This window comes from Aestuariivirga litoralis (genome assembly GCF_015714715.1).
Lineage (GTDB): Bacteria > Pseudomonadota > Alphaproteobacteria > Rhizobiales > Aestuariivirgaceae > Aestuariivirga > Aestuariivirga litoralis_A.
This window is the reverse complement of the sequence record NZ_WAHS01000001.1, coordinates 601,199-623,175: the sequence shown is the minus strand read 5'-3', so window position 1 is coordinate 623,175 and position 21,977 is coordinate 601,199. Positions and strand designations below refer to the sequence as shown.

The 21,977-nt window shown below is 59.5% G+C and carries 23 protein-coding genes and 2 tRNA genes; 11 read left to right on the top strand and 14 right to left on the bottom strand.

Features of this window, described 5'->3' with window-relative positions:
- Window positions 1–53: 53 nt before the first annotated feature.
- From F8B91_RS03260 to F8B91_RS03235, 6 genes are all read right to left on the bottom strand, one after another.
- Window positions 54–560, bottom strand: a complete 507-nt coding sequence (locus F8B91_RS03260) for a methylated-DNA--[protein]-cysteine S-methyltransferase (protein ID WP_196502278.1) — start codon at window positions 558–560, stop codon at window positions 54–56.
- Between the two features lie 16 nt (window positions 561–576).
- Window positions 577–1,056 carry a DUF1203 domain-containing protein gene (locus tag F8B91_RS03255; RefSeq protein WP_196502277.1) on the bottom strand — a complete coding sequence of 160 codons (480 nt, stop codon included), beginning with the start codon at window positions 1,054–1,056 and terminating at the stop codon, window positions 577–579.
- A 66-nt stretch (window positions 1,057–1,122) separates the two neighbouring features.
- Window positions 1,123–1,605 carry a GNAT family N-acetyltransferase gene (locus F8B91_RS03250; protein WP_196502276.1) on the bottom strand — a complete coding sequence of 161 codons (483 nt, stop codon included), beginning with the start codon at window positions 1,603–1,605 and terminating at the stop codon, window positions 1,123–1,125.
- The gene (locus F8B91_RS03245; protein WP_196502275.1) at window positions 1,602–4,253 is read right to left on the bottom strand and encodes a valine--tRNA ligase; all 2,652 of its coding nucleotides are present in this window, start codon (window positions 4,251–4,253) and stop codon (window positions 1,602–1,604) included. Before F8B91_RS03245 ends, F8B91_RS03250 begins: the two co-directional genes overlap by 4 nt.
- A 75-nt stretch (window positions 4,254–4,328) precedes the next feature.
- On the bottom strand, window positions 4,329–5,039 hold the full coding sequence (locus tag F8B91_RS03240; RefSeq protein ID WP_196502274.1) for a DUF2497 domain-containing protein: 711 nt from the start codon (window positions 5,037–5,039) through the stop codon (window positions 4,329–4,331).
- Window positions 5,040–5,286: 247 nt separating this feature from the next.
- The gene (locus tag F8B91_RS03235; protein ID WP_196502273.1) at window positions 5,287–6,627 is read right to left on the bottom strand and encodes a TolC family outer membrane protein; all 1,341 of its coding nucleotides are present in this window, start codon (window positions 6,625–6,627) and stop codon (window positions 5,287–5,289) included.
- Between the two features lie 324 nt (window positions 6,628–6,951).
- On the opposite strand from F8B91_RS03235, the gene F8B91_RS03230 reads away from it, so the two are divergent.
- The 6 genes from F8B91_RS03230 (at window position 6,952) to sseA (ending at window position 10,727) form a co-directional block, all read left to right on the top strand.
- Window positions 6,952–7,025, top strand: a tRNA-Cys gene (locus F8B91_RS03230).
- A gap of 26 nt (window positions 7,026–7,051) precedes the next feature.
- Complete coding sequence (locus tag F8B91_RS03225) at window positions 7,052–7,957, top strand: DUF6492 family protein (protein ID WP_196502272.1); 906 nt, start codon at window positions 7,052–7,054, stop codon at window positions 7,955–7,957.
- A gap of 42 nt (window positions 7,958–7,999) precedes the next feature.
- A tRNA-Asn gene (locus F8B91_RS03220) sits at window positions 8,000–8,074 on the top strand.
- A 90-nt stretch (window positions 8,075–8,164) separates the two neighbouring features.
- A complete protein-coding gene (locus F8B91_RS03215; protein ID WP_196502271.1) occupies window positions 8,165–9,190 on the top strand; it encodes a cysteine synthase A in 1,026 nt (341 codons plus the stop codon).
- Window positions 9,187–9,903 (top strand): alanine--tRNA ligase-related protein, encoded by a 717-nt coding sequence (locus F8B91_RS03210; RefSeq protein WP_196502270.1) that lies wholly within the window; start codon window positions 9,187–9,189, stop codon window positions 9,901–9,903. The genes F8B91_RS03215 and F8B91_RS03210 overlap by 4 nt, the downstream gene beginning before the upstream one ends.
- Window positions 9,900–10,727, top strand: a complete 828-nt coding sequence (sseA, locus tag F8B91_RS03205; protein ID WP_196502269.1) for a 3-mercaptopyruvate sulfurtransferase — start codon at window positions 9,900–9,902, stop codon at window positions 10,725–10,727. Before F8B91_RS03210 ends, sseA begins: the two co-directional genes overlap by 4 nt.
- Here the strand turns inward: sseA and F8B91_RS03200 are convergent.
- Both F8B91_RS03200 and F8B91_RS03195 read right to left on the bottom strand, forming a co-directional pair.
- Window positions 10,714–11,430 carry a cobalt-precorrin-6A reductase gene (locus tag F8B91_RS03200; protein WP_196502268.1) on the bottom strand — a complete coding sequence of 239 codons (717 nt, stop codon included), beginning with the start codon at window positions 11,428–11,430 and terminating at the stop codon, window positions 10,714–10,716. The two genes, sseA and F8B91_RS03200, sit on opposite strands and share 14 nt — an antisense overlap.
- A complete protein-coding gene (locus tag F8B91_RS03195; protein WP_196502267.1) occupies window positions 11,420–12,460 on the bottom strand; it encodes a cobalt-precorrin-5B (C(1))-methyltransferase in 1,041 nt (346 codons plus the stop codon). Before F8B91_RS03195 ends, F8B91_RS03200 begins: the two co-directional genes overlap by 11 nt.
- Before the next feature lie 22 nt (window positions 12,461–12,482).
- Here F8B91_RS03195 and cobA point away from each other — a divergent pair, with 22 nt between their 5' ends.
- From cobA to cbiB, 4 genes are read left to right on the top strand one after another with little or no spacing between them, the layout of a single operon-like run.
- A complete protein-coding gene (gene cobA, locus F8B91_RS03190; protein WP_196502266.1) occupies window positions 12,483–13,346 on the top strand; it encodes a uroporphyrinogen-III C-methyltransferase in 864 nt (287 codons plus the stop codon).
- Window positions 13,339–14,625 (top strand): cobyrinate a,c-diamide synthase, encoded by a 1,287-nt coding sequence (locus F8B91_RS03185; RefSeq protein ID WP_196502265.1) that lies wholly within the window; start codon window positions 13,339–13,341, stop codon window positions 14,623–14,625. The genes cobA and F8B91_RS03185 overlap by 8 nt, the downstream gene beginning before the upstream one ends.
- On the top strand, window positions 14,618–16,081 hold the full coding sequence (locus F8B91_RS03180; RefSeq protein ID WP_246714950.1) for a cobyric acid synthase: 1,464 nt from the start codon (window positions 14,618–14,620) through the stop codon (window positions 16,079–16,081). The genes F8B91_RS03185 and F8B91_RS03180 overlap by 8 nt, the downstream gene beginning before the upstream one ends.
- Window positions 16,082–16,092: 11 nt before the next feature.
- Window positions 16,093–17,034, top strand: coding sequence for an adenosylcobinamide-phosphate synthase CbiB (gene cbiB / locus F8B91_RS03175; RefSeq protein ID WP_246714949.1), 942 nt, complete (start codon window positions 16,093–16,095; stop codon window positions 17,032–17,034).
- Here the strand turns inward: cbiB and cobU are convergent.
- Window positions 16,997–17,524, bottom strand: a complete 528-nt coding sequence (cobU, locus tag F8B91_RS03170) for a bifunctional adenosylcobinamide kinase/adenosylcobinamide-phosphate guanylyltransferase (protein ID WP_196502263.1) — start codon at window positions 17,522–17,524, stop codon at window positions 16,997–16,999. The genes cbiB and cobU overlap by 38 nt on opposite strands.
- On the bottom strand, window positions 17,521–17,922 hold the full coding sequence (locus tag F8B91_RS03165) for a DUF1636 family protein (protein ID WP_196502262.1): 402 nt from the start codon (window positions 17,920–17,922) through the stop codon (window positions 17,521–17,523). The genes cobU and F8B91_RS03165 overlap by 4 nt, the downstream gene beginning before the upstream one ends.
- 55 nt (window positions 17,923–17,977) lie before the next feature.
- On the opposite strand from F8B91_RS03165, the gene F8B91_RS03160 reads away from it, so the two are divergent.
- Window positions 17,978–18,745 carry an NAD kinase gene (locus F8B91_RS03160; RefSeq protein ID WP_196502261.1) on the top strand — a complete coding sequence of 256 codons (768 nt, stop codon included), beginning with the start codon at window positions 17,978–17,980 and terminating at the stop codon, window positions 18,743–18,745.
- A 20-nt stretch (window positions 18,746–18,765) separates the two neighbouring features.
- On the opposite strand, the gene F8B91_RS03155 is transcribed toward F8B91_RS03160, so the two are convergent.
- The 4 genes from F8B91_RS03155 to F8B91_RS03140 form a co-directional block, all read right to left on the bottom strand.
- A complete protein-coding gene (locus F8B91_RS03155) occupies window positions 18,766–19,941 on the bottom strand; it encodes a DUF2336 domain-containing protein (protein WP_196502260.1) in 1,176 nt (391 codons plus the stop codon).
- Window positions 19,942–20,049: 108 nt separating this feature from the next.
- Window positions 20,050–20,427: a response regulator gene (locus F8B91_RS03150; RefSeq protein WP_196502259.1), complete on the bottom strand. Its 378-nt coding sequence runs from the start codon at window positions 20,425–20,427 to the stop codon at window positions 20,050–20,052.
- Between the two features lie 253 nt (window positions 20,428–20,680).
- The gene (locus F8B91_RS03145) at window positions 20,681–21,268 is read right to left on the bottom strand and encodes a flavin reductase family protein (protein WP_196502258.1); all 588 of its coding nucleotides are present in this window, start codon (window positions 21,266–21,268) and stop codon (window positions 20,681–20,683) included.
- Complete coding sequence (locus F8B91_RS03140) at window positions 21,268–21,975, bottom strand: HAD family hydrolase (RefSeq protein WP_196502257.1); 708 nt, start codon at window positions 21,973–21,975, stop codon at window positions 21,268–21,270. Before F8B91_RS03140 ends, F8B91_RS03145 begins: the two co-directional genes overlap by 1 nt.
- Window positions 21,976–21,977 lie beyond the last annotated feature (2 nt).

The following is a 21,977-nucleotide window of genomic DNA, read 5'->3' as shown; positions in this document are numbered from 1 at the left end:
GCCTGATCGGCAAAATCGGCCGGAAAGGCAAGGGCCAGAAATGCGCAATCTGTTCAGAGCAGCAGAGCGCCCTCATGGCGCAGCAGCCATTCCTTGTTTTTGATCCCACCGCCATAACCGGTCATCGAACCATCCGCCCCGATCACCCGGTGGCACGGCACGATGATGGCAATCGGGTTCTTGCCATTGGCCGTGCCCACCGCGCGCGAATGCTGGATGTCGCCCAGCTTGCGCGCGATATGGCCATAGGAAACCGTGGTGCCCGCCGGGATCTGCCGCAGCTCCGCCCATACCTGCCGCTCAAATTCCGTGCCGCCGCCATCGGTGAGCAGAGTGTCGAGTGCGCGAATATCGCCCGCAAAATAATCGCGGATCTGATCGCTGATGCCGAATGGATTTGTCGCCGCCTGCAATTCCACATCGCCAAACCGCGCCCGCATCTGCCGTTCGACGCGCCCCGGCGTGCCCTCAAATTCAAACAGCAACACCACGCCGTCCTTGGCCACAAGAACCATGGGGCCGACGGGGGTTTCAAGGCGTTCGGTGAGGAAGCAGTGCATGGCGCGATTTTGCTCCTCAAGCCTCTGCGCGGTCAATGCGGCAGGTGTAGCAATTGTTCACCGACGACCGTACATGCACATAAGCCACATCCGGACGTTCCAGCACGCGCGCAGCTTCCTCCTCCAAAGAAGCGGGCGGCACGATCTGCCCGGTACCATAGACGATACGGTCATCAGCACTGTAGCCCTTGATCAGATGCGCCTTGCGCTTCTGCAACATGGGTGGGGTTGAGGCCGCATCATCCGCCCGGTGGCATGGCGTGGCATGCAGAAAGATCGGTCCAGTCTCGGCATAGGGCTGAAGCGCAGGAAACGGCCGGTAAGCGAGAATGAGATAGGCCTCGCCAGCGGCTACATCCTTCAGGCAATGACGGCAGGGCGTGCCCTGCCCGTCTGAAATCCGGTGTTCGGGCGCAAGGCCGTAGGCATCAGTGCCGCCGCTCCAGATGTGGGCGGCGTCTTCGGCAGGCATGGCAGAAAATTGAATGTGGGTCATGGCTAGTCCTCCTGCAGCATGACTAGGCCGGAGTGCAGCGTGTGCGCCACCCGCTTTACGCGCGTGCTACTTCAGCTTCCATTGCAGAAGGATATCCTCATCCACCGGCTTGCCGCCTTGCTTGAGGTAGAAGCCCAGCGCCTTGGCGTTGAGATTCCAGACGGCAAGCTCAAGCACGCCGCAGCGTTGCTCCCTGGCGACCTGCATCAGAGCATCCATCAGCGCCTTCCCGCCTCCGCTGGCGCGCGCTTCCTCGCGCACGAACAGGTCCTGCACATAGAGGCCTCGGCAATTATGGGCGGTGGCGTAATAGTAATTGAAAGTGGCATGGCCAATGGCCTTGCCCTTCTGCTCCAGCAGGATCGTATGGGCATAAGGCGCAGAGCCCGACAGCGCATGCTTCACCTGCCGCTCGTACGATTTCTGCGACGGGGGCTTCTTCTTGGTGCCCGCCATGGTGAGGAAGAACTTCTCAAACTCAACACACAGCTCCGCAATGATTCCCGCATCTTCGGGGCCAGCGGTTCTGATGTTGAACTTCGTCCTCACCCCAGCCTCTTCAACGCCTCTTGCAGCTTCGCCTTCTTCGCCTCCAGCGCGACCTTCAGGTCGCGGCTTTCTTCCAGCGCTTCCGGTGGGGCCTTGGCGACGAAATTGGCGTTGTTCAGGCGGCCGTCGATAATGCTGATGTCTTTGGCGTTTTTCTCCAACTCCTTGGTCAGGCGGGCGCGCTCAGCGGCGAAATCGATCATGCCTTCCAGCGGCAATGCCACCGTGGCTTCATCGAGCGCGATCTGGGCCGAAGCCGCAGGCACAGCGTCCTCGAAAGTCAGCGATGACAGGCGTGCGAGACGCATGATCTCGGCTTCCCAGGCATTGGCCCGGCGGCGCGCTTCCTGGCCTGCGCCGACGATGACGCAGGGGATTTTTGCGCCGGCATTGACGTTCATTTCCGAACGCACCGAGCGCACTTCCGAAACCAGGCGGATCACCCAGTTCATCTCGGCATCGGCCTTGGCATCGCCGAGGCCCTTGTAGCACGGCCACTCTGCGGCGATCAGCATATGGTCGCGCGCGGCAGTTTTCTGCCACAGCTCTTCGGTGATGAAAGGCATGAAGGGATGCAGCAGATGCAAAATCTGCTCAAACGCCCAGGCGGCGCAGGCACGCGTTTCGGCCTTTGCCACTTCGTCATTGCCGCTGAGGATCGGCTTGATCAATTCCACATACCAGTCGCAATAAACATTCCAGGCGAACTGATAGAGCGAGGCCGCAGCCTCGTTATATTTGTGCTCTTCAATCGCCTTGGTCACCGTGTCACGCGTGCGCGCGGCTTCACCCGCGATCCAGCGGTTGACGGTGACGCGTGCGGCCACGGGATCAAAATTTTCATCCCGCGCCACGCCGTTCATTTCGGCAAAGCGCGCCGCGTTCCACAGCTTGGTTGCGAAATTGCGGTAGCCTTCCACGCGTTGCTTGGCCAGCTTGATGTCGCGGCCCTGCGCGGCCATCGCGGCCAGCGTGAAGCGCAACGCGTCAGCGCCGAATTCATCCATCAGATCCAGCGGGTCAATCACATTGCCCTTGGATTTGGACATTTTCTGCCCCTTCTCGTCGCGCACGAGGGCGTGGATGTAAACCGTGTCAAACGGCACATCCTTCATGAAATGCAGGCCCATCATCATCATGCGGGCCACCCAGAAGAAGATGATGTCGAAGCCGGTGACCAGCGTGTTGGTCGGATAATGCCGCTTCAGTTCCGGAGTCTTGTCGGGCCAGCCCAAAGTCGAGAACGGCCACAGTGCGGATGAGAACCAGGTGTCGAGCACATCTTCGTCGCGCGTGAGGGTCACACCCGGCCCAGCGGCCTCGATCGCCTCAGCCTCGGTTTCCTCGACATAAATCTTGCCGTCCGAACCATACCAGGCCGGAATCTGATGGCCCCACCACAGCTGGCGCGAAATGCACCAGGGCTGGATGTTGCGCATCCATTCGTAATAGGTCTTATCCCAGTTGGGCGGCACGAATTTGGTCTTGCCGGATTCAACAGCGGCGATAGCCGGCTTGGCCAACTCACCGGCATTCACATACCATTGCTCGGTCAGCATCGGCTCGATGACCACGCCAGAGCGGTCACCGAACGGCTGCGCAATAACCTTGTCTTCTTTGCCACGATAGAAGCCCAGCGCCTCGATTTCTTCGAGCACCATCTTGCGGGCTTCATAACGGTCCTTGCCGTCATAATGCGCAGGCACATGGTTTTCCGGCGTGGAGATCATCCGCGCCTTCTTGTCCATCAGCACGATCAGCGGAATGTTGTTGCGCTTGGCCACATGGAAATCGTTCTCGTCATGCGCGCCAGTGATCTTCACTGCACCCGTGCCGAATTCCGGATCGGGGTATTCATCAGCGATGATCGGGATGTGACGTTCGGCGATCGGCAGGCGCACCAGCTTGCCGATCAGGTTTTTGTAGCGCTCATCGGATGGATGCACGGCGACAGCACCATCGCCCAGCATGGTTTCAGGCCGGGTGGTGGAAATCACGATTTCTGAAATGCCGTCGACAGGCCCGTCCACCAGCGGATAAGCAAAGGACCACATCGATCCCTTGGTTTCGCGCGTCTCCACTTCCAGATCGGAGATCGCGGTTTCAAACACTGGGTCCCAGTTCACCAGGCGCTGGTCCTTGTAGATCAGGCCTTCCTTGTAGAGCTGCACGAACACCTTGGCGACGGCGCGCGACAGGCCCTCATCCATGGTGAAGCGCTCGCGGCTCCAGTCGCAGGATGCACCCAGGCGGCGCAGCTGCTTGGTGATGATGCCGCCAGATTCGTCCTTCCATTCCCACACGCGTTTGAGGAAGGCCTCACGGCCCATCGTGCGGCGGTCGGTATTGTTTTCCTTGGCAAGCAAGCGCTCGACAACCATCTGCGTGGCGATGCCGGCGTGATCAGTGCCCGGCTGCCACAACACATCGCGCCCGCGCATGCGTTCAAAGCGCGAGAGAATGTCTTGGATCGTGTTGTTGAGCGCGTGGCCCATATGAAGAGAGCCCGTCACATTGGGTGGCGGAATCACAATTGTGAAAGGTTTGCCGCCCTTGTTCTTGCCGGGCTTGAAATAGCCGCCCTCTTCCCAGGCGTCGTACAGCCGGGTTTCCATTTCCTTTGGGTCAAATGTCTTGTCGAGCGCCATGGCAGATTCTTCAATCAATTGGGATTTTGGGCGCTTAAAGCAGGGCTTGGGCCCAAGGGCAACCCTGCGCGGGAATTACCTGCCGCCGCGCGCCACGCGGGCGATTTCTTCGCGCACCAGTTGTTCGACCAGAGGCGGCAGATTGCGGTCCAGCCATTCGCGCAAAAGCTGGTGCAGGATGTCGCGCGTCATGGCCTGCAGGCCGGCATCGCCGCCAACACGTGCCATGGCCAATTCCGCCAAAGCCTGAAAAGAACCTTGGGCCGCATAGGCACTGTCGGGTGACATCAAACCGTTTTGCGGATCGATGTAGCCGGAAACCGCGGGCGGATAATAACCCTGCTGTTCGGCTGCGGCCTGCTGCTCCTGCCACACGCCCTGGTCATACGAATCGTAGGCATCATAAGACTCAGGCGGCAACTCTTCCACGACCGGCGGCGGCGCTGCGGGCGCGGGCCGGAATTTCGGTTCCGCCCGCTGCGGGGTGGAGAGAATGGTGCTGAAAGCCGACGAACGATCTGGCTGCAGATTGGGCTTCTGCGGCGGGGCCGGAGGCGTCTCCTCCAGCCGGTTGTGCTTCACCCGGCGGCGCAGCTTGGCGATATCGGCATCCGCATCGGGCATCACCGAGCTTGCATATTTATTCTGAAATTCATTGAGCGTGCCGCGCAAGGGTGCGGGCGGTTCGGCCTTGGCACGGGCCGCAGCAGGGCTGCCGCTGCCTTCTTGGGCCCGGCGATCAAGCTCGCTGATGTCATGGTCGATGGCGCGGCGTATCGACGCCAACAACTCTTCCACGCGTGGTTCCGACGTCACTTGTCTTTCCGCCAATGCTGCAATCTAGATCAATCTGACTTTGACGGCATCGTCAAAAGTCAGACAAATTGATCGACAATAATAAATTAGGGCGATTTTGATGTTTCAATGAAACATCAAAACGCTCTAGGGGCAAAGTTTAAGTGAAGTGCCGCGATTTGTCGATTGGGCAGCACCCCTCACCCGCCGCTATGGTTTATGCCAGTGCCGCCGCCGCTTATTGCAGCGTATCAGCTTTGGTGCCAGCCCACTTGTTGCGCACTTCTTCGTAGTTCTGCTTGGCATCATAGACCGGGAACAGGCGCAGATGATCGCCGGTCAGGTGGCCGATCGCCGCCTGCAGCTGGTAGGAAGCGAGGATCTGGTCATGCTGGGCAGAAACTTGCGCAATTTGCGCCGTCAGCAAGGTCAGCTCGGCATTCAGCACGTCGATCGTTGAACGCGAGCCCACCTGATATTCCTGCCGCACGCCGCTGTAAGCCAACTGCGAGGCGGAAACGCTCTGCGCATTTGAAGCTGAAGCCTGACGGGCCGCTGCATAGCTGGCCCAGGAGGCCGCAACTGCCTGGCGCACTTGACGGGTGGCATCAATCACCGCGATGCGGCTCTGGCTGGCGCGCTGCTTGGCGGCGCGCACCTGTGAATAAACCAGACCCTGTTCATAGATCGGAACAGTGACCACGCCCGAAATCGTGCCAGTGCTGGCGCTGCCATCATTGCCGAGGCCGTTGGTGGTGAACTGGTTGCTGGTGATGCTGTAGCTGCCGACGAGATCAGCCTGCGGCAGGAGGCTCGATCCCACCACGCCTACATTGTGATCGGCGGCCACAGCGCTTTGCGCGGCAGCCAGGATCTGCGGATTGGTTTCATGCGCCACACTATAAGCCTCATCGAGGCTACGTGGCGGCTTGGCCGCTGGTGCGGGCGAAAGTTGCGTGGGGTGATGGCCCACATATTGTGCAAAGCTCGCTTCGCTGGTTTGCATGTTGGCGATGGCCAGTTGCAATTGGGCCTGCGCACTGGCCACACCGGCTTGCGCCTGGGCCGTATCCGTGCGGGTCAGTTCACCCGCCTTGAAACGTTCACTGGTGGCGCGGGACTGGCCCTGCAGAACACCAAGATTCTGTCGGCGCAGTGCCACGATCTGCCGGTCGCGGATCACATCGACATAGGCCTTCACGGCCAGAAGCAGCACATTCTGCTCGGTCGAAAGAAGCTGCTGGCGCCCGGCCTTCACAGTGGCTTCGGCCGCTGCCGTGCTTTCCGTGGTGCGGAAGCCACGGAACAATGGCTGGTCCAGCTTGATGGACAGATTTTCGGATGTGCCCTTGGTGCTGGTGTAGCCACCGAGTTGCGAACCCGCATAACTATCTTCAGCGCTTACGCTCCCGGTGGCCGTCACCGTTGGACGCCAGCCCGAAAGGGCCTGCGGCACGGCTTCGTCAACCGCGCGCTGGCCGGCGCGGGCGCTATTGAGGGTGGGATTCTTGCGATATGCTTCCAGCAGTGCGCCTGCCAACGACTCGGCATGCACCAAAGAAACAAACGACGTGGACATCACCGCAACCAAAGCCACAGCGGAAATTTTCGCAACAAGACGCAAAACAACACCCCTCGGTCAACACAAGTTTCTCAAGGCCAGCGGGGGTTGTATTTACGCCACCCGCCGCCACCGACCTATGACAATCCGATATATGGTCATCCGTACCGCAATGCAAACACGGATCACCAATCTTAACCACTAATTTACACATGGCAGCCATTTTGGTCGTGTACAATCGAATACTGGTCGTTATCCGGTACCAAAATGCGGCTGTCTCCAAAAGTCCGCTGCCTTATTGTGCTACCCGAAACATTCCCTTATAGACCCGGCCAATCTTTGGGTTCCGTGGCGGAATGGCTACGCAGAGGACTGCAAATCCTTGCATGGGGGTTCGATTCCCTCCGGAACCTCCATTTTATTGTTGGGAAACATCCACAAAGTGGCGCAGACGAAAAAACGCGGCCCCGAAGCGCAGATGCGCTGGGCTGTGGTGACCCCCAGCTACAGTCTTGATCTCGAACGCTGCCAACTCCTCTGCCGCAGCATGGATGCATTCCTGGCGGGGCCTTGGCACCATTACATCATTGTTGATCCAGTGGATTTGCCGTTGTTTTTGCCGCTGGCCGGGCCGCGCCGTACCATCATCAACAAGAAAGACGTTCTGCCCAAGGGCTTCCACTTCGGCGGCAAAATACCCTTGATACGCTTGGGCCGCTGGTGGTGGTCGCTGCGCCACGGGCCGGTCTTTGGCTGGCAGATGCAGCAATATGTAAAAATGCTGATGGCGGGCCTTCTTGAGGAAGAGGCCATGGCCTTCTTCGATTCGGATGTCTTCTTCCTGCGCCCGTTCGACATTGGCACTTTTGCAAAAGGCCACAAGGTGCGCTTCAACCCTTCTGTGCACGTTTTCCTGTGGGAAAATGCTGACGTGGCCAGCAGCATGCGGATTGTCGGCGTGGAACCAACGCCCGACAAAACTGCCTTCTGGGGCCAAGAGCAGATCGTGACTTGGCATCGCCAGACGGTGCTCGACATGCTTGACTATATAACCAAGCTGCAGGGCAAGCCCTGGCACGAAGCCATCGGCCGGAAATTGAACTTCGCGGAATACCATCTCTACGGCACCTATGTGCTCTATGTGCAGAAGAACAACCCACACCTCTTTGATGACGAATTGCTCTACTGCAAATCCCTGTGGACCAGGGACCAGGCGGTCGGCGTCGATGTACGCGAGTTCTGCCTTACGTTGGCACCGCATCAGTCCGCCGTCTGCATCCAATCATCTTTGGGGGCTGACATCGCCACAATCACGTCGATTGTGGACGAAGCCATTGCCGCAAAATAAGGGTTTGCAGTCGCGAAGGCTTTTGCTATAGCGCGCCCACGTTCCTCGATAGCTCAGCGGTAGAGCATTCGACTGTTAATCGAATGGTCCCTGGTTCGATCCCAGGTCGAGGAGCCATCTTTCCAAAAATCTCATGTGTCGCTGCGTGCTTGCCGTTTGACGGATGCGCCCCATTTGCTGCAATACAAGTGCAGCAAGGACAGGGACATGAACATTCGCCAGAACGTTATCGAAGCCATTGGCAATACGCCCCTCATCAAGCTTAAGAAGGCTTCCGTGGTCACCGGCTGCACCATTCTGGGCAAAGCCGAATTCATGAATCCCGGCCAGTCGGTGAAAGACCGCGCCGCCCTGTTCATCATCCGCGCTGCAGAAAAAGCCGGTGCGTTGAAGCCAGGCGGCACCATTGTGGAGGGAACAGCCGGCAATACCGGCATCGGGCTTTCCGTGGTGGCCAATGCGCTGGGCTATAAAACCGTGATCGTCATTCCTGAAACGCAGAGTCAGGAAAAGAAAGATGCTCTGCGTCAACTCGGTGCAGAACTGGTTGAAGTGCCGGCAGCGCCTTACAAGAACCCCAACAACTATGTGCGCTACTCCGGCCGCCTCGCTCAAAAGATGGGTGCGTTCTGGGCCAACCAGTTCGACAATGTGGCCAACCGCGAGGCTCATATCGAGGGCACCGCCCCCGAAATCTGGGCCCAGACCGATGGCAAGGTGGATGGCTTTGTCAGCGCCGTGGGTTCTGGCGGTACGCTGGCTGGCGTATCCATGGGCCTCAAGGCCAAAAACAAAAACATCAGAATCGCGCTGGCTGACCCGATGGGTGCTGCGCTTTACAGCTATTACAAAACCGGTGAACTGAAATCCGAAGGCTCGTCGATCACCGAAGGTATCGGCCAGGGCCGCATCACCGCCAATCTGGAGGGTGCCGTCGTCGACGACGCATTCCAGATCCACGATGATGAAGCCGTGCAAATCTGTTTTGATCTGCTGCGCCATGAAGGCCTTTGCATGGGCGGCTCCACCGGCGTCAATGTTGCCGGCGCCATCCGCCTGGCGAAGCAGATGGGCCCGGGCCACACCATCGTGACCGTGCTCTGCGACTATGGCACGCGCTATGCGTCCAAGCTGTTCAATCCGGATTTCCTGCGCTCCAAGAATCTTCCCGTGCCCACCTGGCTTGAAGCCAAGTCGGATGTGCCCAAAGTGTTTGAAGACGTGCCGAAGTGACAAAACTTCTGTTCCGTGACGATTCCTATTTGCAGGAAGCAGAAGCTGTCGTCGTGGGCCTCAACGAACGCGGCGGCATCATCCTCGATCAAACCAATTTCTACGCAACGGCGGGTGGCCAACCCGGCGATGCCGGCACGCTGATCACGGCACAGGGGGCCGTCACCATCGCCACCACCATTTACGATGAAACCAAAACGCCCATGCATGTGCCGGCCGAAGGCCAGACGCTTCCCGCTGTGGGCGAGAGAGTCAAACTCAAACTCGATTGGGCCGCGCGTTACCGCAACATGCGCGCCCACACGCTGATGCATCTTCTGTGCCGCTCGGTGCCCTTCGGCGTCACCGGCAGCGCAATCAGCACCGATGGCGGCCGCATTGATTTCGACATTCCCGAAGATCAGATTCCGAAAAAAGAAGAACTTACGGCACGTATCAACCAGCTGATTGCCGATGACCACGTCATCTCCATTTCATCGATGACCGAAGCCGAACTCGACGCGCGGCCCGAACTGGTGCGCACGCTGCTGGTCAAACCGCCACGCGGTGCAGGCATCATTCGCCTGGTGCTGATCGGCGAAGGCGGCAAGATCGACTTGCAGCCCTGCGGCGGCACGCATGTAAACCGCACCAGTGAAATCGGCCCCATCGCCGTGACCAAGATTGAAAACAAAGGCAAGATCAACCGCCGCATCAGGGTGGCTTTCGCATGAGCAATCTCGTTTCCACACAGTGGCTGGCCGATCACTTGGGCGATGCCAATCTCGTCATCCTCGATGCCAGCTGGCACCTGCCCACCGCCAAGCGCGATGCCAAAGCCGAATTCGCCACCGGGCACATTCCCGGTGCGCGTTTCTTTGATCTCGACAAAACCTCTGACCGCAACACCACCCTGCCCCACATGCTACCCAAGGCGGAAGATTTCGCCGCCGCCATGAGCGCCCTCGGCATCGGCAATGACATGCATGTCGTGGCCTATGATTCCTACGGCCTGTTCTCGGCTGCCCGCTGCTGGTGGATGTTCAAGGTCTTCGGCCATACGAAAGTCTCGGTGCTGGATGGTGGCCTGAAAAAATGGAATGCCGAAAACCGCAGCCTTGAAATCGGCGAAACCGCATCCGTCACCCCGGCCACTTTCACCGCCACTTTGAACGCAGGCATGGTGCGAAACCTGAAACAAGTCGCTGCAACCGGCGACCAGATCGCCGACGCTCGCTCCGGCACCCGCTTCCGCGGTGAGGAGCAAGAGCCCCGCCCCGGCGTGAAACCCGGCCACATGCCCGGCGCCCACAATGTGCATTATTCTGGAATGATCACCGAGCAAGGCACGCTCAAGCAGCCGAGCGCCCTGCGCGAAAAATTCACTGCCAATGGCGTCGACCTCGCCAAGCCCATCATCACCTCCTGTGGCTCTGGGGTCACAGCCGCGATCCTCACTCTCGCGCTGGAAGAACTCGGCGTGAAAGACCACGCGCTCTATGACGGCTCCTGGGCCGAATGGGGTGCCAGTAGCGAGAAGATTGTTACGGGCCCATAAGCGCTTCCACGCTGGCGACTGTCTGCACCTTCGGTTTCTCCGGCCTCTGCACCATGATCACCGGGAGCCCTAATTGTGCGGCAGCATCCAGCTTCGCCACGCGCACACCACCGGCATTCTTGCTCACTACCACATTGATTTGGTTATCGCCCAGCAGCGCCAGTTCGTGTTCCAGTGTGAAAGGCGGGCGAGCGAGTTCCAACATCCAGTAGGACGGCACAGCCACGGCGGGCGGCTCGATCATCCGCGCCACGCCGGAAATATCGTAGCGCCCAAAGAAGGCGCCGATTTCCTTACGCCCGACGGTGACGGCCACGCGCACATTTTCATCGAGCGCTGCCACGGCATTTGCCACCGACCCCACTTCCATCCAGCGGTCCGATTTTTGCGGCTTCCACACTGGGGGCTCAAGCCGGATCAGCCGCGTGTGCGTGGCCCCACAGGCCTCTGCAGCGTGGCGTGAAATCTGTGCCGCGAAAGGATGCGTGGCATCTACCACCAGATCAAACTGCGCCTCTTTGAGAAACGCCACCATGCCGTCAACGCCGCCGAACCCGCCCTTGCGGATCTCTCCCTTTGGCAGGATCGGATATTGCGTCACACCCGCCAGCGAGGTGAGCACGGCGCAGCCTGCGTCATGCAGCGCATTGGCCGCATCGCGCGCCAGGCCGGTGCCACCGAGGATGAGAATTTTACGCGGCATGGCCGATGATCTTTCCCACCCGGTCCACCACGATCACATCAAGCGTAGTCGCACTGCCCAGCACCACTGCTGCCTGCACCTGCGCTTCTTGCGCAATCTTTTGCGCGAGACCCTGCCCGCACAATTCGAGAACTTCCAAGGCCGAATTAGCAGCCAGCACTTGCGCTTTGAGGGCGTCAGGCGCGCGCGCCGCCAGCCACTCAAAATCCACCTGAGACCGGCCAGAATGCAAATCCATATGCCCCTGCGCCAGCTTCACCATTTTGCCGAAGCCACCGCCAATCGTGAGGCGCGGCACCGGATGCGCCCGCACATATTTCAGCACACCACCGGCGAAATCCCCCATGTCGAGCATCGCCTCCAGTGGCAGGCCGTAATGCGCGCGAACTGAATCCTCAGAGGTAGAGCCCGTGCATCCCGCCACATGAGCCAAGCCCAGCGCGCGAGCCACATCAATGCCGCGGTGGATCGAGGCGATCCAGGCCGCACAGGAAAACGGGTGTACAATGCCGGTCGTGCCCAGCACCGAAAGCCCGCCCACAATGCCAAGCCTCGGGTTCCATGTTTTCGCGGCCAGCGCGGCACCGCCGGGAATGGAAATTTCGATCTCCACATCGCCGCCGCCCAGCGCTGCAATCTCGGCCATCATCATCGCGCGCGGCCCCGGGTTGATCGCAGGCTCACCCACCGCGATTGGCAGGCCCGGCTTGGTCACCATGCCCACACCCTCGCCCGCCTTGAAACTCACATCCTTGCCGCCGCGCCATACCTTGGCCACTACCGTGCAGCCATGCGTCACATCCGGGTCATCCCCGGCATCCTTCACGATGCCCACGCGGGCAAAGCCATCCTTCAGCTCGGTGATCGCCAGCGCAAAAGCCGGCTGCTCACCCTTGGGCAAGGTGATGGTGACCGGGTCAGGGAAAGCCCCCGTCAGCAATGCCGTATAAGCCGCCTTCACTGCCGCAGTCGCGCATGCCCCGGTGGTCCAGCCACGCTTTAAACTCCCCTCGGGCTTCTCTTGTCGCATGAGGCCAGTGTATAAGGGCAACATGGCTTCTGAAACCACCAAAACCGTCGCAAGCTGGCAAAGCGGAAACCCGCAGGGTTTCGCGCGTCTCGACGCAGAGGCTTTCCCGGTTTTTGAAAAGGGCTGGGTCTGGCTCGTGGGCGCTGGCCCAGGCGCGCCCGGCCTGATGTCATTGCTCTGCTATCACGCCATGCAGAACTGCGACGTGGTGGTCTATGACGCTCTGGTGAACCCCGACATCCTGCGCTGGGTGCGCACTGGTGCTGAACTTGAATATGCAGGCAAGCGCGGCGGCAAGCCCTCACCCACCCAGCGCGATATTTCGCTGCGCCTCATCGAACTCGCTCAAGCCGGAAAGCGCGTGCTGCGTTTGAAAGGCGGAGACCCCTTCATGTTCGGCCGTGGCGGCGAAGAAAGCCAGATGCTGGCCAAGGCCGCCGTGCCCTTCCGCATCGTGCCGGGCATCACGGCTGGTGTGGGCGGGCTGGCTTATGCCGGCATTCCCGCCACCCACCGCGACACCAATCATTCGGTGATCTTCCTCACCGGCCACGATGCCACGGGCAAGATGCCGGTCAATGTGAACTGGAAGGCCGTGGCTTTGGCGTCTCCTGTGATCGTCATGTATATGGCAGTGAAAAATCTCGGCGAGATCGCCGCTGCCTTGCTGGAAGGCGGCCGCAAGGGTGATGACCCGGTCACCATCATTTCCAATGCCTCCCTGCCGCAGCAACAGGTGATGAGCAGCACGCTGGCCACCTGCGCGGCAGAGGTGGCCAAGAACGAACCACCCACCCCCGCTATCGTAGTCGTAGGCCATGCCAGCGACTGGCGCGATATACTGGATTGGTATTCGCCAGCCCTGAAGGCCAACCCGATTGGCTAAGGGACTGGTCATCGCCGCGCCGCATTCCGGCAGCGGCAAAACCCTGGTGACGCTTGGCCTGTTGCGGGCCCTCAGAAATCGCGGGTTGAAGGTCTCCTCCGCCAAGGCCGGGCCGGACTATATCGATCCCGGCTTCCATGCCGCCGCTACCGGCAGGCCGTGCATCAACCTTGACCATTGGGCCATGGGCGAAGCCGTTACGCGCAGCCTCGCCACCGCTCAGGCGAGGGATGCCGACCTGCTGATCGTCGAAGGCGTCATGGGCCTTTTCGATGGCCCGCAAGGTGCACCCGGCTCCACCGCCGACCTTGCCGCAGCTTTGGGCTTGCCCGTGCTGCTGGTCGTGGACGCCGCCCGCCAGAGCGGCTCAGTGGCTGCTCTTGTGCAAGGCTTCCAGAATTTTCGAGCCGATGTGCATGTGACCGGCGTGATCTTGAACCGCGTCTCGAGCGACCGGCACGAAGGCATGCTGCGCGAGGCGCTATCGGCCATCGGTGCAAAAGTCATCGGCGCACTGCGTCAGATTGACTCTCTCAATATCCCCTCGCGCCATCTCGGCCTAGTGCAAGCTCAAGAGAATCAAGAGCTTGAAAGCTTTATCGAAAGTGCTGCTTCAGGAGTCGCACGTGAAACATTTCTTGACAACATTCTCGAATCAACAGTTTCGCTGAATTTCACTGATTCGAACCCGCAAATCCTGCCGCCTTTGGCCCAATCGGTCACCGTCGCCAAAGACGTCGCCTTCAGCTTCATCTACGCCCATCTGCTGGAGGCTTGGCGCAAAGCCGGTGCGGAATTGAAGTTCTTCTCGCCTTTAGCCGATGAAGCCCCACCGCAGGCCGATGCCCTTTTCCTCCCAGGCGGCTACCCTGAACTCCACGCGGGCAAACTTGCCGCCAACAATCGCTTCCTCGATGGCCTGCGCGCGTTCAAGGGCGTGATCTATGGCGAATGCGGTGGCTATATGGTGTTGGGCGATGGCTTGATCGACAAGGACGGCCAGCGCCACGCCATGGCGGGTCTGCTGCCGGTCACCACCAGCTTTGCCAAGCGCAAATTGCATCTTGGCTACCGCCAACTCAAATCATGGAATGGGCCTTGGTCCATGCCCGTGCGCGGGCACGAATTCCACTATTCTACGCTTGTCTCCGAAGGCCAGGCCCCAGCTCTGTTCGAAGCAAAGGACGCGGCGGGCAATGATCTCGGCGTGATGGGCCACAAGCTTGGCAATGTCATGGGCTCCTATGCCCATGTGATCAGCGTGGCACCCAATGGCTAAGGCCATCATGTTCATGGGCACAGGGTCGGACGTGGGCAAAAGCCTGATCGTGGCTGGCCTCGCCCGCGCCTTCCTAAAGCGCGGCCTGAAAGTAGCGCCCTTCAAACCGCAGAACATGTCCAACAACGCGGCGGTGACCATTGATGGTGGCGAAATCGGCCGCGCCCAGCATCTGCAGGCCCGCGCCTCGCGGATTGCGCCATCTGTGCATATGAACCCCATCCTGCTGAAGCCCGAAAGCGAGACGGGCGCGCAGGTGATCGTGCAAGGCAAGCGCCGCACCACGCTGAAGGCGCGCGATTTCTTTCGCGAGCGGCAAAGCTATATGCCCGCCATTCTGGAAAGTTTTGCCATTCTGGCTCAAGACCATGATCTGATCCTGGTGGAAGGTGCAGGCAGCCCAGCGGAGGCCAATCTGCGCCAAGGCGATTTGGCCAATATGGGATTTGCAGCAGCGGCGGATATTCCGGCCGTTCTCATTGGTGATATCCATCGCGGCGGGGTGATCGCTTCGCTGGTCGGAACCCAGGCGGTACTGGATGAGGCCGATCAGAAACATATAAAAGGATTCCTGATCAACAAGTTCCACGGTGATCCTGAACTCTTTCATGAGGGGCGGGATCTCATCGCAAAGCGCACCGACTGGCCCTGCCTGGGGGTGGTGCCGCATTTTGCCGGCGCTTCAAAACTCCCGGCGGAAGATGCAGTAGCTTTGGAAGAAGCGGCAGCAAGCGATTCAAAAGGCATAAAAATCTGCGTTCTGCAATTGCCCCGCATTGCCAATTTTGATGATTTGGACCCCCTGCGGCTTGAACCCGGCGTAGCGCTCAGCTTCCTGAAACCTGGAATGCCCATTCCCGGCGATGCTACTCTGGTCATCCTGCCCGGCAGCAAATCCACCATCAGCGATCTCGCGGCCTTGCGCGCCACCGGCTGGGACATTGATCTCGCTGCCCATGCCCGGCGCGGCGGCGCAGTTCTGGGCCTCTGCGGCGGTTATCAGATGCTGGGCAAAACCATTGCTGACCCGGACGGCATCGAAGGCAAGCCGCAAACCGTCGAAGGCCTCGGCCTGCTGGAAGTGGCCACCGTGATGACGCCGGAAAAAACCACCACCCTCACCAGTGCCACCCACGCCGCCAGCGGCGAAAAAATCAGCGCCTATGAAATCCATATCGGCGCCACCACCGGTCCCGACACCGCCCGCCCCTTTGCGCAAACGGCGAACGGCCCGGAAGGTGCGATCAACACGTCAGGCCACGTGATGGGCACCTATCTCCACGGCTGCTTTTCCAATGACGGTTTCCGCGCTGCCTTTCTCAAAAGCCTCGGCGCCACCTCTTCATCGCTGGCCTATGAGCAGGTGATTGAGGAAACCCTTGATGCGCTGGCCGCACATCTGGAACAGCATCTTGATCTTGACGCCATCCTGGAATTTGCCAAACCAGTCGCATGAACCAATTGTGGATGGCTACCCTCGCCCTGCTCATCGAAAGCCTCGCCGGCTATCCCCGCCTGCTGCAATCATCGATCGGCCACCCGGTGCAATGGATGGGCAAGCTAATCACCTTCCTGGATGAAGGCCTGAATGATCCCGATGCCAGCCCCGCCAGCAACCGCCTCAACGGCGTCATCGCCCTCGTGGTACTGATCCTATGCTGCGCGCTACCAGGGATGATCGCGGCATGGATTTTGGCCTCCATTCCCTATGGCTGGGTGATCAATGTTCTCATCGCCACCACGCTCATTGCGCAGAAATCCCTGTCAGATCATGTCGGCGAAGTGGAACGCGCGCTGGGCAACTCGCTTCCCGCCGCCCGCCTCGCTGTCGGCAAGATCGTCGGCCGCGATCCCGAAACGCTGGATGAAAAAGGCATCGCCAAAGGCGCGCTTGAAAGCCTCGCGGAGAATGCCTCAGACGGTGTCGTGGCACCTGCCCTCTGGTACGCGATTCTCGGCCTGCCCGGCCTCCTCGCCTACAAGGCGATCAACACCGCGGACTCAATGATCGGCCACAAGTCGGATCAATATCTGAATTTCGGCTGGGCTTCGGCGCGGCTGGATGATCTGGTGAACCTACCCGCTTCACGCCTCACCGGCTTGCTCTTTGCAGGCGCTGCGCGTCTCAAAGGTGCAGCCCCGATGAAGGCCGCATGGGCTGCGATGTGGCGCGATGCTGGAAAGCACCAGTCACCCAATGCTGGCTGGCCGGAGGCTTCGATGGCGGGCGCACTTGGCCTCAGCTTCGGCGGCCCGCGCACTTACCATGGTGAGTTGGTAGATCTGCCCACTATGGGCCAAGGGCGCGCGCCTGAGGGGCCGAAGGACATTGCGGAGGGCTTAAGCTTGTTCCGCAACGCCATGACCTTGCTCATGCTGCTGGGGGCGGCTCTGGCCTTTGCCCTTTAAGCACTTGCGGCATCCCGGCCACGGTGAACACCACCACATCCGCCGCTTCCGCCACACGCTGATTCATCACGCCATGAAGGTCACGAAAGCGCCGGCCCAATCCATGTTCGGGAACAATGCCGAGGCCCAGTTCATTCGAAACCAGAACGACTTTACCCTTCATGCCGCGCAATTGCGCCAGCAGCTTTGAAACCTCGGCAGCGCAATCCTTCTCCGCCATCACGAGATTGGTAAGCCACAGCGTCAGGCAATCGACCAGAATGGTCGGCGCCTCGGCCTCCGCCGCCTGCAGCGCACCCACCAGATCAATCGGTTGTTCCACCGTGATCCATTCCCGGCCCCTTTGCGTACGGTGCTTGGCGATTTTGGCGCGCATCTCATCATCAAAGGCCTGCGCCGTGGCCACATAAGCACGGGGCTTGGCGCACAGGCTTTCGGCATACTTGCTTTTGCCGGAAGCCGCACCGCCCAGAACGAGGATGATGCTCACGCCTTGTCTTCCCCCTTCATCGGCGGCATCCGCGCGATGAAATGCCCGCGCATCAATTGCGGCCACAGGCGAAACGGCACGATCCCGTCGTCGGTTGCGCCATGCGCATCAAACCAGGCGATGATCGCTTCGGCCTGTTCTTCTGTCGGCTTGTTATGCCCCGTCACATAGGAGAAGCGCTGGTCATCCTGCGCCACCACGCTGCACGGCCGATCGCAATTCCACATGCAGGATTGCGTTGTCACATCAACATCGCTGCGGTCCTGTTTGGTCAGCACCGCCTGCACCGCATCATGCATCATCTGCCCGCCGGTGCGGCCATCCGGCCCGGTCTTGGACTCGGGCGAAAATTTGCAAGTGGAACAGATGATCAGGCGGCGCATGGGAGTTGTGGACAAAAATCCGTCTATCAATGATAGTCGGTTCCATACTCCAACTGCGCCGCATAAACACATGAAATTCGAACGCATCCATTTCCTGGCTTCTGACGCGCCCCAAGCGCAGCGCGCTTTGCGCCGCCTGGCCAAACGCTATGGGAATGCCAAAGCCGATGATGCCGATGTAACGGTGGCCCTGGGCGGTGACGGGCTGATGCTGCAGGCCTTGCATGAATGCCTGAAATCGGGCCTGCCGGTTTACGGCATGAATTGCGGCTCGGTGGGCTTCCTGATGCATGATCTGGTGGAACCTGATCTGCAGGACAGGCTGGCGTCTGCCCATGAAACCTTGATCCGGCCGCTGGCCATGATCGCCAAGACGCCAGATGGCAAAAAGCACGAGCGACTGGCCTTCAACGAAGTCTCGCTGCTGCGGCAAAGGTCACAAGCCGCCAAATTGAAATTGGTGATCGACGGGCAAGTGCGCCTCGATGAGATGAGTGCCGACGGCATCATCCTCTCAACGCCCGTCGGTTCCACTGCTTACAATCTGTCGGCCCACGGTCCCATTCTGCCGATCGGAACTCCACTTCTCGCCTTGACGCCGCTCAGCGTCTTCCGGCCAAGGCGCTGGCGCGGAGCCATCCTGCCGGATGATTCAAAGGTCCGCATCGAAGTTCTGGAAGCCGACAAGCGCCCGGTGGCTGCCGTGGCCGACCACGATGAAGTGCGCAACATTGCGAGTGTGGACATCGCGGTCGACACCAAACGCGGCGTGCGTATGCTGTTTGAAAACGGCCATGGGCTAGCAGAGCGGGTGTTGAACGAGCAGTTCAAATACTAAAGCGGCAGCTTTAGCGAAAATCAGGCCGCCCGCAGGAAATCGACCTTCACTCGCTTGGCCACTTTGCGAATCTTGTCTTCACCGAAGCGGCCCAGATATTCGATCTGCCTTGCCCGATCAGCCGGTGACATCGCTTCATAGCGCGTCATCAGCGCTTCCAGCACCCGTCCGCCAAATTCGGTGGAGCTGATATCCAGCCCCTCTTCCTGAATTTCAATCACCACATCGCAAGCGGCACGCAGAAAGCCGAAGCAACCCTGCGGCAGGCCGGAACGGCGGAACAGCGATTTGAACGCATTGCCGTTCAGCGCATACATTTGTGCAGCGGCTTCCTGGCCACGCAGGCCCGAAAGGTGAGCCAGTGCGGCCTCAACAATGGTCATCTGGCCAGTGGCTGCCGCGCGCACGATAAACGCCGGCGTGAGCAAGTTTTTCGCCGCGAGGAAGGCCATGGCATGGGCCCGGTCATCGGCATGAATTTCAAACAGCACCTGCATCACCGCATTATCTTCAGCTTCAGCGCAGATTTCCCGCGCGTCATTGGCAGGCACCCAGCCCTTGGCCGCCATCATCTGGCGCAGGCGGCTGGCGGCACGCCTGGCCTGAAGGATGCGAATATCAAAGGGCAGATCAGCACGGCCCAGCATGCGCTCGGCCATTTCAGCCGAACCGCCAAAGCGCGTGTAAAGCGCGTGGTAGTGGCGAGCGGACAATTCTGCTGACTCATTGTCCAGCAATGCCGAGGCCGCAAGTAGGCTGCCCTCGTCCACAATGATGTCGATAGTTTCAGGCGTGAGGCCGGCACGCGTGGCCAACGTCTTCTGTCGCAGTTCCTCGCCCACTTTCAGGATCACTGCGCATTCATTGCTGCTGATGGAAAGGGCGTTCAGCAGAAACGGCAGCGCAATCTCATCTTCATCAGCGACAATTGCAAAAATAAGATCGCTGGGTAGTTCTGCGGCGAGTGCCAGTTCTTCGGCCATCACAGCGCGCACTTCAGTCTCGCCGTCTTCGGCCAACTTGAAAAAGATCGGCGCAATCTGCTCGCGCTCGAAAGCGGCGGTGGCAGGATTGGCATAGAGTTGAGAAAGCTGCTGCGCCAATTCCTGGCGCGCCTTGACGTCGGGGCCTTCAAGCACAGACTTGAAGATGGAAACATCCAGACCCGGAATTACTTTTGACTGACTTGCAAACATACTATCTCAACCCACACAAACAACAGAGACAGGGCCAAGCTACAGCTTAAGCCTTAATAAGCCGTTCACCCTAAACGGTGATGTTCCGTTAACTTTTGAAGGAGCTGCTTAAGCCGCAGGCCGGTGCAGAAGGCCAGCCTGCTCCAGCTTGAACTGCAGCAATTCGGCATCAAAGGGCTTCACCAAAAAGTCAGACGCGCCGGAGACAATCGAAAGGCCCACATCGTCAAGGCTAGGCGCCTCGGCATAGAGGATCACCACGGGGCCACGTCCGGCTTCGGCATGATATTGCACCAGGCGGAGAATTTCACGCACCGCAGGCTCGTCACGGGCTTCCATCAGCACGAGGTCCGGAACACTGTCCATGAGCATCGGATGCGCCGCCTGCGCGGTGGAGGCTTCGCAAGAAAAGCCAAATCCTTCGAGCATGGCGGAGAGCCTCTGCCCTTCATTTGTATTGTTTTCGATCAGCAAACACCGAACCATGATTTACCTGCACCATTTGCGAAAACTGGCAACCTGTGCGAGTCCTGACTCCGAATGGTTAACGAGATATAAACAGAGTTATCCACAGGGCGCGCTTCGCTATAAGCTATTGAATCAAAACGCGGGTCAAGGGTTGTCCGCAGACTTATCCACAGCGGATCAAACGTGGATCAGGCGAAAATCTGACTCTTCTGGGCCCTTCTCGCCCGACTCGGTAGGCGCCAAAAATAGCAATTCCCAGTTGCAGTAAAAACTAGTCCGGGCGCCGCATCCGCCAAATATCGTCAATCGTCGCATATTCGGCGTAACCAAGACGGGCCAGAGGTTGCATGGCGGCAATATCGACCCGGCCAGCCTTGATGAACTGGTCATCGATGTGAACCGCGACCACCCGGCCAATCACCAGCCAGTCATCCACCTGCCCGTTATCCTGCGGCAAAGGAACAGTATGAAAATGCCGGCACTCCAAAGCGGCAGGGCTTGCCGCCACGCGCGGCGGCTTGACCAGATGGCAAGGTGCCTTCTCCAACCCAGCCAATTCGAACTCGTCGCCCTGTTGGTGCGTCGAGGTAGCGTTCATCGCCTCACGCAGTGGATAAGTCGCAAGATTGACCACGAACTCGCCCGTGGCTTCGATGTTCGCCAATGTGTGCTTCATGCCACCGGAGCCGAAGGCCACATATTCCGGCGGCCCGGCAAAAGCATTAAAGAAACTATAGGGCGCCAGATTGGCATGACCGCTGGCCGACAAGGTTGAAATCCAGCCGATGGGGCGCGGCACCACAATGGCCTTGAACGGATCAAGCGCCAGCCCAGAGCCCGCCTTCGTCTCGTAGAACATCAGCCGTGGGCTTTCAGCAGTGCTGGAAGCTCTGCCACGCTGACGATCACATGATCCGCAAGGTGGCCGATGTCTTCATGCCTGGCATTGCCAGAGAGAACGCCGATCGCCATGCCAGCACCTCCGGCCTTGGCTTCGTCCATGTCATGCGTGTTGTCACCCACCATCGCAATTTCAGAGGGCTTCAAGCCGGTCTTCTCGGCAAAGCGTGCAATCATTTGACCTGATGGTTTCGGCACGTCCACACTGTCCGCACCGATCACCAGATCGAAATAGTGATGCACCTTGAGGTGTTTCATATGTGCAGTGCCGGAGGCTTCCGAGTCATTGGTGCCAACGCCCAGAACCAGCCCCATGGCGTGCAGCTCATCAAAAATAGGCTGCAAATCCATTAGCGGCTTCACATAGGACAGAGCCTTGGGGGCAAGATCATTGTCGATCAGATGTGCGCGCTGGCGCTGCTGGTCGGCATTCAGCTCCGGCCACCACAGGGCAACCAGTTCGCGCGTCGTGCCATGCGCCATCACAGAGCCAGCCTGGATATGGCCCGACGCCCTGTCATAGCCGGCGAGCTCCAGGAACTCGACGATCTCGCCCATCGAATGCCCGAACACATCAGCCAGCATGGCCTGATAAACCGGGATCCAGGTGCCATTCACCTCGATCAGCGTGCCGTCCTTGTCAAAGAGGATTCCCTTGATCGCCATGT

Excerpts from the sequence above, each read along its gene's own strand:
- F8B91_RS03260 (WP_196502278.1), bottom strand. The coding sequence starts at position 560 with ATGCACTGCTTCCTCACCGAACGCCTTGAAACCCCCGTCGGCCCCATG.
- F8B91_RS03150 (WP_196502259.1), bottom strand. The coding sequence starts at position 20,427 with ATGGTTCGGTGTTTGCTGATCGAAAACAATACAAATGAAGGGCAGAGG.
- F8B91_RS03255 (WP_196502277.1), bottom strand. The coding sequence starts at position 1,056 with ATGACCCACATTCAATTTTCTGCCATGCCTGCCGAAGACGCCGCCCAC.
- F8B91_RS03155 (WP_196502260.1), bottom strand. The coding sequence starts at position 19,941 with ATGTTTGCAAGTCAGTCAAAAGTAATTCCGGGTCTGGATGTTTCCATC.
- F8B91_RS03145 (WP_196502258.1), bottom strand. The coding sequence starts at position 21,268 with ATGTTCTACGAGACGAAGGCGGGCTCTGGGCTGGCGCTTGATCCGTTC.
- F8B91_RS03140 (WP_196502257.1), bottom strand. The coding sequence starts at position 21,975 with ATGGCGATCAAGGGAATCCTCTTTGACAAGGACGGCACGCTGATCGAG.
- F8B91_RS03195 (WP_196502267.1), bottom strand. The coding sequence starts at position 12,460 with ATGCGACAAGAGAAGCCCGAGGGGAGTTTAAAGCGTGGCTGGACCACC.
- F8B91_RS03235 (WP_196502273.1), bottom strand. The coding sequence starts at position 6,627 with ATGTCCACGTCGTTTGTTTCTTTGGTGCATGCCGAGTCGTTGGCAGGC.
- F8B91_RS03215 (WP_196502271.1), top strand. The coding sequence starts at position 8,165 with ATGAACATTCGCCAGAACGTTATCGAAGCCATTGGCAATACGCCCCTC.
- F8B91_RS03200 (WP_196502268.1), bottom strand. The coding sequence starts at position 11,430 with ATGCCGCGTAAAATTCTCATCCTCGGTGGCACCGGCCTGGCGCGCGAT.
- sseA (WP_196502269.1), top strand. The coding sequence starts at position 9,900 with ATGAGCAATCTCGTTTCCACACAGTGGCTGGCCGATCACTTGGGCGAT.
- cobA (WP_196502266.1), top strand. The coding sequence starts at position 12,483 with ATGGCTTCTGAAACCACCAAAACCGTCGCAAGCTGGCAAAGCGGAAAC.
- F8B91_RS03160 (WP_196502261.1), top strand. The coding sequence starts at position 17,978 with ATGAAATTCGAACGCATCCATTTCCTGGCTTCTGACGCGCCCCAAGCG.
- F8B91_RS03245 (WP_196502275.1), bottom strand. The coding sequence starts at position 4,253 with ATGGCGCTCGACAAGACATTTGACCCAAAGGAAATGGAAACCCGGCTG.
- cbiB (WP_246714949.1), top strand. The coding sequence starts at position 16,093 with ATGGCTACCCTCGCCCTGCTCATCGAAAGCCTCGCCGGCTATCCCCGC.
- F8B91_RS03180 (WP_246714950.1), top strand. The coding sequence starts at position 14,618 with ATGGCTAAGGCCATCATGTTCATGGGCACAGGGTCGGACGTGGGCAAA.